Origin of the sequence: Herpetosiphon giganteus, from assembly GCF_016907925.1 — a bacterium.
Classification (GTDB): Bacteria; Chloroflexota; Chloroflexia; order Chloroflexales; family Herpetosiphonaceae; genus Herpetosiphon; species Herpetosiphon giganteus.
The window spans coordinates 357504-370644 of the sequence record NZ_JAFBCZ010000001.1 but is presented as its reverse complement, the minus strand read 5'-3'; the positions used below and the strand labels follow the sequence as shown (position 1 = coordinate 370644).

Annotated in this window: 12 protein-coding genes; 1 reads left to right on the top strand and 11 read right to left on the bottom strand. The window is 51.9% G+C overall.

The features are described 5' to 3' along the window. Positions 1 to 167: 167 nt before the first annotated feature. Positions 168 to 980: a glycoside hydrolase family 16 protein gene (locus JOD20_RS01610; protein WP_204753593.1), complete on the bottom strand. Its 813-nt coding sequence runs from the start codon at positions 978 to 980 to the stop codon at positions 168 to 170. Positions 981 to 1104: 124 nt separating this feature from the next. Between JOD20_RS01610 and JOD20_RS01605 the strand changes: the two genes are divergently transcribed. Further along, entirely contained in the window at positions 1105 to 1824 is a 720-nt protein-coding gene (locus JOD20_RS01605) for an esterase family protein (RefSeq protein ID WP_204753592.1), read from the top strand. Here the strand turns inward: JOD20_RS01605 and JOD20_RS01600 are convergent. The 10 genes from JOD20_RS01600 to JOD20_RS01555 form a co-directional block, all read right to left on the bottom strand. Continuing rightward, positions 1821 to 3005, bottom strand: a complete 1185-nt coding sequence (locus JOD20_RS01600) for a glycosyltransferase family 4 protein (protein WP_204753591.1) — start codon at positions 3003 to 3005, stop codon at positions 1821 to 1823. The genes JOD20_RS01605 and JOD20_RS01600 overlap by 4 nt on opposite strands. Further along, on the bottom strand, positions 3002 to 4873 hold the full coding sequence (gene asnB, locus JOD20_RS01595; protein ID WP_204753590.1) for an asparagine synthase (glutamine-hydrolyzing): 1872 nt from the start codon (positions 4871 to 4873) through the stop codon (positions 3002 to 3004). Before asnB ends, JOD20_RS01600 begins: the two co-directional genes overlap by 4 nt. A 292-nt stretch (positions 4874 to 5165) precedes the next feature. Beyond that, positions 5166 to 5813: a polysaccharide biosynthesis tyrosine autokinase gene (locus tag JOD20_RS01590; protein ID WP_204753589.1), complete on the bottom strand. Its 648-nt coding sequence runs from the start codon at positions 5811 to 5813 to the stop codon at positions 5166 to 5168. 40 nt (positions 5814 to 5853) lie between these two features. Continuing rightward, on the bottom strand, positions 5854 to 6504 hold the full coding sequence (locus tag JOD20_RS01585; protein ID WP_204753588.1) for a YveK family protein: 651 nt from the start codon (positions 6502 to 6504) through the stop codon (positions 5854 to 5856). Next, positions 6504 to 7196, bottom strand: a complete 693-nt coding sequence (locus JOD20_RS01580) for a YveK family protein (protein WP_204753587.1) — start codon at positions 7194 to 7196, stop codon at positions 6504 to 6506. The genes JOD20_RS01585 and JOD20_RS01580 overlap by 1 nt, the downstream gene beginning before the upstream one ends. A gap of 210 nt (positions 7197 to 7406) precedes the next feature. After that, a complete protein-coding gene (locus JOD20_RS01575) occupies positions 7407 to 8507 on the bottom strand; it encodes a glycosyltransferase (RefSeq protein ID WP_204753586.1) in 1101 nt (366 codons plus the stop codon). A 102-nt stretch (positions 8508 to 8609) separates the two neighbouring features. Continuing rightward, positions 8610 to 9941: a P-loop NTPase family protein gene (locus tag JOD20_RS01570; protein ID WP_204753585.1), complete on the bottom strand. Its 1332-nt coding sequence runs from the start codon at positions 9939 to 9941 to the stop codon at positions 8610 to 8612. A gap of 72 nt (positions 9942 to 10013) precedes the next feature. Next, positions 10014 to 10307 carry a YciI family protein gene (locus tag JOD20_RS01565; protein ID WP_204753584.1) on the bottom strand — a complete coding sequence of 98 codons (294 nt, stop codon included), beginning with the start codon at positions 10305 to 10307 and terminating at the stop codon, positions 10014 to 10016. A 66-nt stretch (positions 10308 to 10373) separates the two neighbouring features. Beyond that, positions 10374 to 10994, bottom strand: coding sequence for a metallophosphoesterase (locus tag JOD20_RS01560; RefSeq protein ID WP_204753583.1), 621 nt, complete (start codon positions 10992 to 10994; stop codon positions 10374 to 10376). Between the two features lie 952 nt (positions 10995 to 11946). Continuing rightward, positions 11947 to 13104 (bottom strand): carboxylate-amine ligase, encoded by a 1158-nt coding sequence (locus JOD20_RS01555; protein WP_204753582.1) that lies wholly within the window; start codon positions 13102 to 13104, stop codon positions 11947 to 11949. Positions 13105 to 13141 lie beyond the last annotated feature (37 nt).

Genomic DNA, 13141 nt, shown 5'->3' with positions numbered 1-13141 from the left:
CACCATCACGTGGAAACTCCCTGCCTTTCGGACGCTTGACTATGAACGGGTTGTCGTCCCATTGCCCGTTCTTGGGCTGGATGTCATGCAGTAAGGGGTGCAGGGGGATGAAAACCCCTGCGTCTCCCGCCGTCGGCGGGACGGAAGGGTGGCGAAATTAATTGAATTTAATACCCATTCAATGGCTGATAGCCACGCACATAATCGATCTCAAATTTGTGGGGATACGCAACTGTGCTTGATTGGCGCTGCGGCAAATCATAAATCCCCAGCATAAATTGCATTGGATAGCTGGGCGATTGCTGAATCGTGCGCAATTTACGATTATCAAGATAAATATCAATCTGGCTGGGTGTCCATTCAGCAGCGTAAATATGATACTCACCCACATCAAGCGCCACCTCATCCTCAAAAAACTCATCGGTGAGCTGTGAATCGCCCCAAGGATGCACGCCATAGCCTAATTTCAAACTCTCAGCGCCAATATTCCAGCCTTTGATCTCCATAATTGCTAGCTCGCCGGAATGTTCTGGCTGATCTTCGAAGCCAATCATCCACAAGGCCACGACGTTATTTGGGCCAATTGTGGCTTTGGCGCGCATTTCAAAATAGCCATAGTGCGGCGTGTAGATCTGCATTGAATCTTGCAACTCGCGCACCACACAGGCTTGGTTGAAGCGATGTTGGCCAAATGGGCTGCCCAACGCTCCGCCAAACACCCCCGTTTGCAACGACGAGCAGCGAGTTTGGCCATCGAACTCAGGACACCATGGCGCTTGATCGGCCTGAATTTCGAGCACTAAACTGCTGCTGGCTAATTGATAGCGTGGCGCTGAACGCTCACGTGAACTCCATTGCGGCAGGTAAAATGGCAGCCATTTGGCTTGATCAAGCGTGTTGGTGCTAAATTCATCCTGAAATTCTAAGCGATAGCCAGCTTTTTCAACTGGGTTGGCGGGCATTGCAGTCGTTAAATCCATGGTCGAGAAATCCTTTGCTCACAGCATGTTTGGGCTATTGTAGGGTGCTTCGCGCATTTTGTTAAGCCGCAAATGCTGGTTCATGCTATACTCGCTGTGATGGTTCTCAGTGTGAGGAACGCCGATGCATCGTTCATATCATCGTTGGCATAGTTCAGCGCTTGGCCGCGACATGGAGCTTTTGTTGTTTGGCCATCATGGCGCGCCTGTCTTGGTTTTTCCAACCTCAATGGGCCGTTTTTTCGAATTTGAAGATCGTGGTATGACCGGGCTTTTGGCCGAACACCTTGAGCGTGGGTGGCTCCAATTAATTTGTGTTGATAGTGTTGATGCTGAAAGTTGGTATTGCAAATGGGCGCATCCTAGCGGGCGTATTGGCCGCCAGCTGCAATATGAACAGTATTTGATCGGCGAAGTTGTGCCGTGGCTGCGTAATTTCAATCAAAATCAATTTTTAATGAGCCTTGGCTGTTCGTTTGGAGCCTTTCACGCGGTGAATCTTGCCTTGCGCCACCCCCACCTGTTTCGGCGTTGCTTGGGCTTGAGTGGTCGCTACAATATGCGTTCATTTATGGATGGCTATAGCGATGATCAGGTCTATTTCAACACGCCAACCGAGTACACCGCCAATTTGCACGATGTCAACCAACTAGCCCATTTGCGCCAGCTGGATATTATTTTGGCGATTGGCCGCGACGACCCCAGCTACCACAGCAACCAAGTGCTTTCGGATAATTTATGGAATCACGGGGTTGGCAATGCCTTGCGGGTTTGGGATGGCTGGGCCCACGATTGGCCATATTGGGAGCAAATGCTGCCCAAATATATTCAAGGCCACGATTAACGGCGAATTGGTGCTGGCACGGCGAGGCCTCGGGCTTGCAATTGCTCGGCGTAGCTCAACAGCACCCGCTCAAAAACCCGTTGTTGATCAAACTCACGCTCAGCAACTTGGCGAGCTAAGCGCGAAAACGCCTCGCGCACAACCCGATCATCGAGGATGCGGCCAAGGCTCTGAGCTAAGGCCGCAGCGTCGCGCACTGGCACCAACATGCCATTCAGGCCATGGGCCACGGTTTCGCGACAGCCACGAATAGCGCTAGCCACGACTGGCACGCCCATCGCGCTGGCTTCCATCGGCGCACGCGGAAAGCCCTCGCGATACGATGGATGGGCCAAAACATCCATCAAGTGATAGAGCACGGGCATATCGCGGCGCATGCCTGCAAAATGGCTGCGCTCAGCAATGCCATAGTCGGCGGCGCTTGCAGCAGTTAGGCCATCGGCTTTATGTGGTTCTTCTGGGCCAACCACCAACAAATGCACATTTGGTCTGGTTGCCATCAGCTGTTGGCAAGCCCGAAACAACTCGTGATAGCCTTTTTCAGCCACCAAACGCCCAACTGCGCCAATCACCTGCGCATCGGCGGGAATACCCAAGGCTTGGCGAGCTGCTGCCACCTCGGTTTGGCTAACCGCCCGTCGATCAAACACATCGAGATTAATGCCATTGCCCAACAGGCTGATTTGCTCTGGCCGTGCAATCTTGGTTGCTAGGGCTGTGGCCAGATCTTCGCGATTTTGCGAGAGAATCGCATGCGAACAGCGAGCAGCGATTTTTTCCATGGCAATGTAAAAGTGGCGTTGCTTGGGGCTCGAATGCTCATGAAAATAAAAGCCATGAATCGTGTTGATGATAATTGGCACGCCTGCAAGCCGCGCTGCTAGCTGGCCAAGCAAGCCAGGCTTGGGATTATGCGTGTGCACAATCGTTGGTTTGAGTCGGCGAAACAAACGCACCAACTTGGCGACGGCAACTAAATCACTTGTTGGTGTGACCGAGCGCGGCATCGTCACGACCTCAACCGGAATGCCAGCGGCCTCAACCTCGGCGCGATAGGGGCCGTCGCTGGCTACGCCGCGCACCTGATAGCCTGCATGTTGAATTGCCTGCAGCTGTTCGAGCAGCAAAAAGCGCAAGCCCATATCGGCAGTGGCAATATGCAGCACCAACGGTTGATTCATAGCCGTGCCTCGCGATCAAGATAGATCCGTTGCCACAATTCGAGGTTGAGCAATAGCCACAATAACGTATCAGCGACTTGTTTGCCATCACGATGCGCTTGATAGATGCGCCTCACCTCGTGGGCGTTGAACAAGCCTCGCGCCAAGGTGCGTTGATCAAACAAAATTTCTGCTGTCCAGTTGCTCAGTGCGCCGCGAAACCACGGATCGGTTGGCACTGCAAAGCCATGTTTGGGTTTGCGCAACGTGCGTTGGGGCAACATTTCGCCAAAGGCTTGGCGTAATAACCACTTGGTTTGGCGACCACGCAATTTTAAGCTATTCGGCAAATTCATCGTCCATTCAACCAACGTATGGTCGAGAAACGGCACGCGGGCCTCAATGCTGGCGGCCATCGAAGCCTTATCAACTTTTTCCAAATAGGTATCGGGCAACCAGGTTTGCAAATCAGCCAAGCCCATGTTGGTCAAGGCTGCGCCGCTGCGGGGATACACCTGATCGTAAATTTGCTCCGGCGCATAATCACCAAGCGCTGCACTCAACTGCGGTTGCAGCAACCGCTGGCGCTGCTGGAGATCGGCAATGGTGAGCCAGGCAGCATAGCGTCGAGCAGGATCACGTTGCTCTAAACTGCGGATTGCCTGTTTCAAGCGGCGGTTGCGTGGCAATTGGCGAATCAGCGCGCCAAGCGCTTGGTGGCCAGGCACATATTGCAGCATTCGGGCAATTAATTCAGCTTGATAGCGCCGATAGCCAGCCCATTGTTCATCGCTGCCCTCGCCCGTCAACACCACTTTGACGTGTTCGCGGGCAAAACGCGAAACAAGGTAGACTGGCAAGCCCGCAGCATCGCCAAATGGCTCATCGTAGTGGTAGACCAAGGTTTGCAAAGCGCCAACCAAATCGTTGGCATCGAGCAATAATTCGTGGTGTTTGCTACCAAAATGCTGCGCCACCAAGGCCGCATCGGGCAACTCATTAAAGCCTTGCTGATTGGCAAAACCAACGCTAAATGTGTTAATTGGTGCGGCTCCCAAGCGGCTCATCAAGCCCACGATAATGCTTGAATCGAGGCCACCGCTGAGAAACGCCCCCAGCGGCACATCGCTAATCAGCTGCAAGCGCACAGCCTCGCGCAAACGGCTATAGACTTCGGCGGCGGCGGCGGCAGGGGCAATTGGCGTGATGTTTGGCTGCAATTGCCAATAGCGTTGCTGTTGCAGCGTTTGATTGGCAATATCCCAGCTCATGATGTGGGCTGGCTCGACTTTGTAAATGCCTTCGAGCATGGTTTGCGGTGCGAGGCTATGGCCAAAACTGAGGTAGTTGGCGAGGCCGTGGAGATTGATTTGGCGTGGCACTGCCGGATGCGCCAAAATTGCCTTGATCTCTGAGCCAAAGACCAAGCGCTGGGCATCTGCGTACCAGTAGAGCGGCTTGATGCCTAGCCGATCGCGCACCAGCGTGAGCCGTTGGGCTTGCTGTTGCCAAATCGCCAAGGCAAACATACCATTCAAACGCTCAACACAACCTGCAATGCCCCATTGTTCGATGCCGCGTACAATCACTTCGGTATCGCTATGGCTATCGAAGGTTTGGCCAAGCTGCTGTAATTGCTGGCGCAAAGCTTGAAAATTATAAATCTCGCCGTTGAACACCAACGCCAAATCAGCATCGCGGCTGAACATCGGTTGCGCGCCATGCGCAAGGTCGATAATTGCCAAGCGGCGCATGCCCAACGCAACTTGATTAACCCAAAAAAAGCCTGCGCTATCAGGCCCACGATGGCGAATTGCCTCGGTTTGTTGCTCAAGAATTGCCGCCTGAGCCATACCATGCCATTCGAGATGGCCCGTAATGCCACACATACGACGCTCCAAACGTGGGTAATAGCAGGTGCAGAATGCTGGAGCAGAGTAACCAAAACCCTCTTAGATTAACTCAATAGGCTGATCTATTCCCTCGCAAACTCAACAGTTCGGATTGAGCAGAAGAGGATTGACAATCCAGCACGTAAATATTTGGGGGTGCAGGGGGATGAAAACCCCCTGCGTTTCCCTCCAGCGGAGGGACGGAAGGGTGGCGATCCAAATAAGGACTGCTGGATACAATTGATAATAGATAGCCTCTGCTTGTTAATCAGAGCAGGATTCTAATTGCTTAATAGCGAGCGTAGCGTTCGCGTTCCAATTTGGCGTTGGTCAAAACAACCCCAACCAGATGCGCATTGACCCGTTGCAACAAGGCCACAGCTTCGCGCGCACTATCGCGGCGCGTTTTGCCAGCTCGCGTCACCAGCACCACGCCATCGACTTTGGTGGCCAACAAGGCTGCATCGCTGGCGGCCAAGACTGGCGGCGCATCGATCAACACAATATCTGCTTGTTGCTTGAGATCGCGGAGTACGCTATCGAAGCGTTTGGAGCTAAGCAAATCGGCTGGGCTGGGCGGGGTTGCGCCAGCTGGCAACATTTGCAAGCCATCGACCTCGGTTTTGAGCAGCGACAAATCGCTGTTTTGGCTCATCGCTTGGCTTAGGCCGCGATCGTTGCTTACTCCAAACAAGCTGTGCAAGCTAGGCCGTCGCAAATCGCAATCGAGTACAATCACCCGCTGCTCTGCTTGGGCAAAGGTGACGGCCAAATTGGCCAAGGCAAGGCTTTTATCTTCATCGGGCACGCTGCTGGTGACCAAAATTGTATGCAATTTGCGCTCAATCGATGAAAATTGAATATTGGTGCGCAAGGTGCGATAGGCTTCGGCGGCGGCGGCCCGTGGATCGCGCAACGTAATTAAATCTAATGCCACAATAACTACCTCTATCTAATTGGTTGGCTCAGGCCGACGCTTAGTGTTCGGGAATGCTGCCCAAGGTTGGCAGGCCTGTCCAGCGTTCAATATCGTTGTTGGATTTGATCCGATCATCGAAATATTCAAGCGCAAAGGCCACCAAAATACCAATGATGCCGCCCAAAATTCCGCCAGCCAGCACATTGATTTTGGTTTTTGGCGAGGCCAGTTCGATGTATTTGGCTGGTTGCTGAACGCGAATATTAATTGCATCGGTGCTCAAACGCAGCGCATTTAATCCAGCAACTTCGCTTTTGAGCGTTTCGCCCAAGGCATCAGCCAATTCAACCGCTTTTTTCGGATCAGGATAATCAACATTGATCGTCAGCAGCAATTGATCGGGCTGCGGTTGAATCGCAATATATTTGCGCAAATAATCGGGCGTGCGATCCAATTGCAATTGGTTGCTAATTTCTTGCAAGCGCGCATCGGTCAATTGGCCAGGCCAGTTGCCCATGACGCTGGGCAATTGCATGGTCAAGCCCTGATCATAGCGGCTGGTGATCACATTATAGGTGGTTTGGGCGCGATACAATGGCGTTTGCAATTTGCTAAATCCATAGGCCGCAGCGGCGCTAGCAAAGCCAATTAGCACAATCACCCACCAGCGCCGAAACAAAATTGCCAAGTAATCTTGTGGTCGAAGCATTACGACTCCTTTGGAATAGCGCTGAGCACTGGCACATTCAGCTGGGCCAAATCGCTCTGCTCACGCACGGTACGGTCGAGGTAGTGGCGCAAGAAGGCCAAGCCAAACCCAGCCACCAAGGCCAAAACTAAGCGCAAGGCCAAACGGGTGATTGGCTGTGGCCAGCGACTGAGGACGGTAGCCGTGGTTGGTAATTCGAGGGTTTCGACCGCCAACGTGCCCCATTGCGCCCGATTCCACCATTGCAAGCCTTGTTCATCGAGCACCGCAATGCTGCCAGCAGCAATCGCCGTGGCTTGCTCAGCAGTATCAGCATCAACCAGAATTGTGGCAATACGATGTTCTTGCTCAACCGCCGTGATCATGCCTTTGACTGTGCCAGCGTCGAGTTGCAGATTGCGATTGCTGGCAATCCAAGTGCTGACTGCTTGGGCAAAGGCTTCGGAGCGCACGACTCCCGGCAAATCGTCAACAATGAATTGGGTGCTTTGCCACGAATTGTAAATATTCATGTCGGGCAGCACTTCGTTGCCGCCAACTGGCGCGTGGGTGATGGCAAACTTGGCGTTGGCCCGATAGCGCTGTGGATCAGGCTGAAAGCTGAGTAGCGAAACCAACAGCACGAGCAGCGGCACACCCAGCACCAGCCACCACGAACGCTGTACAATCGCAAAATATCGGCGTAATTCCATAATTTATCCTTATTTGATCCACGAAGGTCACGAAGGGCTGAAACCGCGAAGAACGAGAAGATTTCTTAGCCACGAATTGCACGAATTTCACTAATTATCCTTCTAACCCCCGACCCCTAGCCCCTAACCCCCGATGGCTATGTTCTATGATCTATGTTCTATGCTCTAATTTTCATCCCTCATAATTCATCCTTCATCCTTCATCCTTCTCTAGCCCCTGACCCCTGAACCCTCGCTCAACAGCGTTTCAATTTCGGCGCGAATGCGGGCCTCGAAGGCTGGACGAGCAAATTGCTCGGCATGACCACGAATTGCCGTTGGATCGTAGTGATCGTTTTGGCTAGCAAGAATGGCATTGGCCAAATCTTCGACCGTTTGTTGGCTGAAGAAGCGTCCAGTTTGGCCTTCGATCACGCTATCGAGTGCGCCGCCTGCTTTGTAGGCGATAACTGGGCGGCCTGCACCCATAGCTTCGAGCGGCTGAATGCCTGCATCTTCTTCGCCTGGCATTAAGTAGGCGCGACAGCGAGCATACAAACTGCGCAAACTTGCATCATCGACTTTGCCGACGAAGCGCACGCTTGGCCCAGCAACTTTTTCTAGCTCGGCCCGATCGCGGCCATCACCAAAAATCACTAAGGGCAAGCCAAGCTTCGTACAGGCTTTGATCGCCAAATCGAGTCGTTTGTAGGGCACTAAGCGCCCGCCAGCCAGATAAAAATCTTCAGATGGCTGGGGCGCGAATGGCTGCAATTCAACTGGTGGCGTGATGATCGTCGAAGGGCGTTTGTAGAAATGGCCAATTCGCTCGGCAACCGTGCGCGAGTTGGCAATAAAACGATCAACCCGCGCCGACGATTGCACATCCCACAAGCGCAAATAGGTCAGGAAGAAGGGCAGAATCGCCCCAAAGATGCCGCTAATTTGCTCGCGTTTGACGTAATCGTCGGTGCGCCAAGCAAAGCGCATTGGGGTGTGGCAATAGCACAAATGGCGCGCGCCGGGCTTGGTAATGACGCCCTTGGCATAGGCGCTCGATGAGCTAATAACCAAATCGTAGGCGCTGAGGTCAAAATGCTCGAAGGCACTGGGATAGAGCAAGAAATATTTACGAAAATGCTTGCGCCAGCCTGGGAGCTTTTGCATAAACGAGGTCCGAATATCCCAACTGCGATATTCGTTGGGCATGGCCTCGGCATCGTAAATTGATGTATAGATTGGGGCTTGCGGAAACATCGCGTGCAACACTTCGAGCACCCGTTCCGCGCCACCATATTGATTCAAATAATCGTGAACTAAAGCTATTTGCATGGAACCTACTCAAACAAAAAGCCCATGGTTGGGCTATCCTGTGGGGTCATTATAGCGCACAACCAGGGCTTCAATGCTGAAAATTAGGTCACAACTGTGTAACTAAGTTGTTGCAAAGGCACGTTTCATCAAGCGTCGTGCTCGATGCAGCACACCAGTCAAAAAGGCTCCGCGTTCGCTGCCAAAGCGTTCTGCATATTCACGCGCCGCTTGCACTGGCTGAATTTCCACGCCTTGGCCGCGCAGCATATGCAAATAATCGGTGATGAGCAAATACAAATCGCCAATTGTATGCTTGGGAAACATCTCGCCAATGTGTTGCTGGGCGATGGCTTGGGTAACTGGGCGATACACCGTGTCGTACCAGCTTTGCACCGCTTCCTCAAACGTCACTTCGCGATCAAGATCTTTGCCCATAAAATATTGATGATCGATCACATGCAATTTGATGCGGGCATAATCGTTGTCGTTGCTGAGTGGCACCCGCACATCTTGGCGCAATAGATTAAGCTTGCTCCAATGCAAAAATTCTATTTCAACCGCACTTGGTGGATCGGGCAATTTAACCCGATTTTTGCGCTCGCCATAGTGGCGGGTATAGTCGATCGCGGCAGTTTTCGGGCCGGGATCAATCCCCTCGGTTTGGGTCAGATAATGGCGATGATCCATAATCCACAGATACAAGTCGGTGGCGGTGCGCTCTGGAAATGCCGCCAAAATACCAGTATCGTAAATTTCGTCGATCAAGGGTTTATAAATATTGTCGTACCAGCTTAAAATCGCTTCTTCGCTGCTTGGGTCTTCGCCAAGCTCCAACGATTTGAAATAGCGATGGCCGTTGATATGCCGAATCAAATCCAAATAGCCGCTGGGTTTGGTTAGCTCAATAAATTGGGCTTCTGGCCGCAGCTGGGCCAAATTTGTCCATTCCAAAAAATCTGAGCGTTCTTCCAATTGATTTAATTCATTTTGGGTCATGCTTGGCTTGATTGGCACATCGCTCAGCAATTCGATCACATGGGCATCGATAAAATCTTGGCCTTGTTGACGCGCAACCGAAACCCGATGATTGCCATCGCGCACAAAATAAACCTCGCCAATTTGATACAGCTCGATTGGCGGCAGCAAGACATCGCTATAATGCGCCCGATCGACGTTTTTCCAACGGGCTTTGGTTACTTCGTGGCGTGGCAAAAACTGGCGGTCGAAATCGCTATAGCGGCCTTCGCTGCCAATAATTGAAGCCAAAGGCACGATTTGCATGCCACGGTCGGTTTGGCTGCGAATATTCAGGCGGGCGCGAACCTCTTCAAATGGCAAAAGCGTTTGGGGTTCGTCGCGCAACCGCGCTTTTATGGCATTCAGAAAGGCGCTAAATCGCGCTTTTTGGAAATCACTATCAACTTGCTGATCGATCCATTGATTGTAGCCCATCTTAAGTTCCTCCTTGGTGTCGGCGAGCTTGGCCTGATATGACACCGTTGTGTGTTTGCTAGATTGTTGTTGTTACCACGATGGAACAATCTGCTGTGGCTGGCCCTCGGTGATGCGCCATTCGCGAATCTCGTAGGAATCCAAGCCTCGTGCTACTAATGGGTCTTCTTCGACAAGATCTCTTGCAGCTGCCAACGAATCGGCCTGCAATAAGACAAAGCCACCCCGACGGTCGGTGGCGGGGCCAGAGAGCAACAAGTGGCCAGCGGCTTTGAGCTGGGCCAAATATGCTAAATGATCAGGCAAATGTGGTTCGTAGATTGCCCGATCGACGACAATGGTTAATGTTACCAAATACGTTAGCATTGCTGACTCCCAAAGAAAAAAACGCTCCCAATGGGGAGCGTCGTTGCATACTGTGTTGACATTCGATTAACTGGCTCTGGCGTTGCTCAAGGCCGCCATTGGTTCAATATCGAGCAAGCGATAGCCATGGGTATTTACAATTAGTGTATCACCATATTGCAAAGGCCGTTGATCGCCATAGCCATAATTTAAATGCACATGGCCATGAATAAGATAGCGTGGTGCAATCCGATCGATAAAGCGCCGTAGCGCTTGCGGCCCGCGATGTGCGCCAATGCCATCGTGCAAGCCTGCTGGTGGGGTGTGGGTAATTAACACATCAAGCCGCTGGCGATGGCGCATTTGGGCAAAAAAGACCCGGGCGCTGAGCATGGTCATGCGCCAAGCCCATTCCGCTTCGCTATATTGATGTTCGCCTGGGCGATAGCGTAACACGCCGCCAGCCCCAGCGATTAATAGCCCATTCACCATTGCAACCCGCAAATCGAGGTTATCGCAGCCCTGTGGTTTGGTCGAAACTCTGCCGTTTTCATGCTGCTCAGGGGCATCATGATTGCCGTTAACGTAAAAGCAGGGAACATTGAGCATCGAAACCAGATACTCAAGGTAACTTGGTGGTAAATCACCACAGCCGACAATCGCATCGATCGCCCCTACACGTTGGTGCAGCGCCGATGTTTGCAACATGCTAACTACTTCGTCACTAACCGACAGGAGCCTCATCGCGCCCTCCAGAACTTCCACGATCTACACTCGTTGCAACATTGCGTTACTCAGCAGTATAGCACAGGTCATTCCAAGGGGTTTATGAAGGATGAATTATGAAGGATGAAGGATGAAATGCAGAACATAGAGCATAGAGCTTTTAACGCAGAGGCGCAGAGAAAGCGAGGCTATGGGCTGATGGCTATGGGCTATAGGAACATAATCAAAACAATCTGTGCAATCTGTGGCAAAAAAACTTAACCTTCGCGCTCTTCGCGTCCTTCGCGGTTTCCGGCCTTCGTGCTCTTCGTGCTCTTCGTGGATCATAATCCCAATAGCCTTCGCGCGCTTGCTGGAGCAAAAGTCGCAGGAACGTTGCAAAAGCTGCGACTTTTTTGCGACTTTTTTAGGCTTGCTCGCTGCTATACTCCTACGTGAGCGAAGCACTTAGGAAAACATACACATCGACAATCAAGGAGGTCTGAGTTAATTGATAAGGGGTTTGTTGGTAGTGCGGTGAGAGGCGCTACCTCGGCTCGTAGCTAGTGCGGTGAGAGGCGCTAGCCAAGAGCAATTCTGCGCAATAGCGTCACGCTGTGGTGGCATGCGCGCAGCCTTATCAAACATTCAAACTATTATAATTTCAATTTAATCGGGTATCGATCGTTTGAGCAGTGCTACGGCGCTGCTCTTGGCTTTTTAGCTGCATCCTTGCAACGATTCTGCTCCAAATTTGCTACTTCGTGGGCAGACGAATCGCTATACTCGACGGTGAGTGGAATAGCGAACCTGATTGAAAGGAAGCGCCAGATGCTAAGAAAATGGATTATCTCAAGCATAGGAGGGAGCATTCTGATATTGGTGTTGCTCATGGTTTTCCCTCACTCAGCCCTCTCGCCCGTTGGAAGGGAGAGGGCTGGCGAGGAGCGCGGCTTTAGCCACTCACTTCTTGGGTTGCTTGGTCAACCGGCACGCCTTCCATGGTTTCGCGAATCAGCTGATCGACCACGGCTTTAATATCGCCAGTTTCTTCATAGGTGCGCAGTTGGCGCTCGGCACTGGTGCCATGCTTCAGCACTTGGTCAATATAATCAATGGCGGCCCGCGAACCAAGATCATCAACCACATCGTCGACAAACTCGCGCAATTCAACCATCAGATCATGGGCTGATAGCTCTTCGCGCTTGCCAAAATCGATCAACTTGCCACCCATGCCGTAGCGGGCTGCCCGCCATTTGTTCTCGTTGATCAAGGCGCGGCTGTAGACGCGGAAGGTTTGGTTTTGGCGGAACAAGCTATAAATTTTGACAAAAATCGCTTGAATCAAGCCAGCAATCATAATTGCTTCATCAACTTTGGTCGCAATGTCGCAAATCCGCACTTCCAGCGTGCCAAACATTGGATGTGGCCGCGCATCCCACCACACTTTTTTGCCATTGTCGATGCTATGAGTTTTGAGCAAAATGTTGATATATTGCTCAAATTCAGCATACGATTGGAAAGTATCAGGAATGCCAGTGCGTGGGAAGTTGGTGAAGATGATCGAGCGATACGATTGGAAGCCAGTTTTGCGGCCCATCCAAAATGGCGATGAAGTTGAAAGCGCCAACAAATGCGGCAGAAAGTAGCGCGCTACGTTCATAATTTCGATGCAGGTTTCGTTATCGGGCATGCCGATGTGCACATGCATGCCGAAAATCAACAAACGCCGCGCTGCCTCTTGCATCTCCTCAATCACGCCATAATAGCGTTCGTGGGGATAAATATCTTGCTTTTGCCACGACGAAAATGGGTGCGTGCCAGCGGCGGCAATCCGCAGGCCTTTGCTCGCAGCCAAACTGCCAATCGCCCCGCGCAAGCGAATAATTTCGTTGCGAGCTTCATCGACCGTGCGACAGACGTGCGTGCCCACCTCGACAATCGATTGGTGCATTTCGGGCTTCATCTGTTCGCGTAAAATCAACTGACCTTCGTCAAGAATTTGAGTGATGTACGACTTCAATTCGCGGGTTTCAGGATCGATAATTTGGTATTCTTCTTCGATCCCAATCGTAAACGGAAAGTTTGGATGCCCCGGATCACGATATTCCATAAGCTCCCCCGTTGGTGTGTCAGTTGATAGTGGGCTG

Coding starts and splice junctions, on each gene's coding strand:
- JOD20_RS01610 (WP_204753593.1), bottom strand. CDS start 980: ATGGATTTAACGACTGCAATGCCCGCCAACCCAGTTGAAAAAGCTGGC.
- JOD20_RS01605 (WP_204753592.1), top strand. CDS start 1,105: ATGCATCGTTCATATCATCGTTGGCATAGTTCAGCGCTTGGCCGCGAC.
- JOD20_RS01600 (WP_204753591.1), bottom strand. CDS start 3,005: ATGAATCAACCGTTGGTGCTGCATATTGCCACTGCCGATATGGGCTTG.
- asnB (WP_204753590.1), bottom strand. CDS start 4,873: ATGTGTGGCATTACGGGCCATCTCGAATGGCATGGTATGGCTCAGGCG.
- JOD20_RS01585 (WP_204753588.1), bottom strand. CDS start 6,504: ATGCTTCGACCACAAGATTACTTGGCAATTTTGTTTCGGCGCTGGTGG.
- JOD20_RS01580 (WP_204753587.1), bottom strand. CDS start 7,196: ATGGAATTACGCCGATATTTTGCGATTGTACAGCGTTCGTGGTGGCTG.
- JOD20_RS01575 (WP_204753586.1), bottom strand. CDS start 8,507: ATGCAAATAGCTTTAGTTCACGATTATTTGAATCAATATGGTGGCGCG.
- JOD20_RS01570 (WP_204753585.1), bottom strand. CDS start 9,941: ATGGGCTACAATCAATGGATCGATCAGCAAGTTGATAGTGATTTCCAA.
- JOD20_RS01565 (WP_204753584.1), bottom strand. CDS start 10,307: ATGCTAACGTATTTGGTAACATTAACCATTGTCGTCGATCGGGCAATC.
- JOD20_RS01560 (WP_204753583.1), bottom strand. CDS start 10,994: ATGTTGCAAACATCGGCGCTGCACCAACGTGTAGGGGCGATCGATGCG.
- JOD20_RS01555 (WP_204753582.1), bottom strand. CDS start 13,104: ATGGAATATCGTGATCCGGGGCATCCAAACTTTCCGTTTACGATTGGG.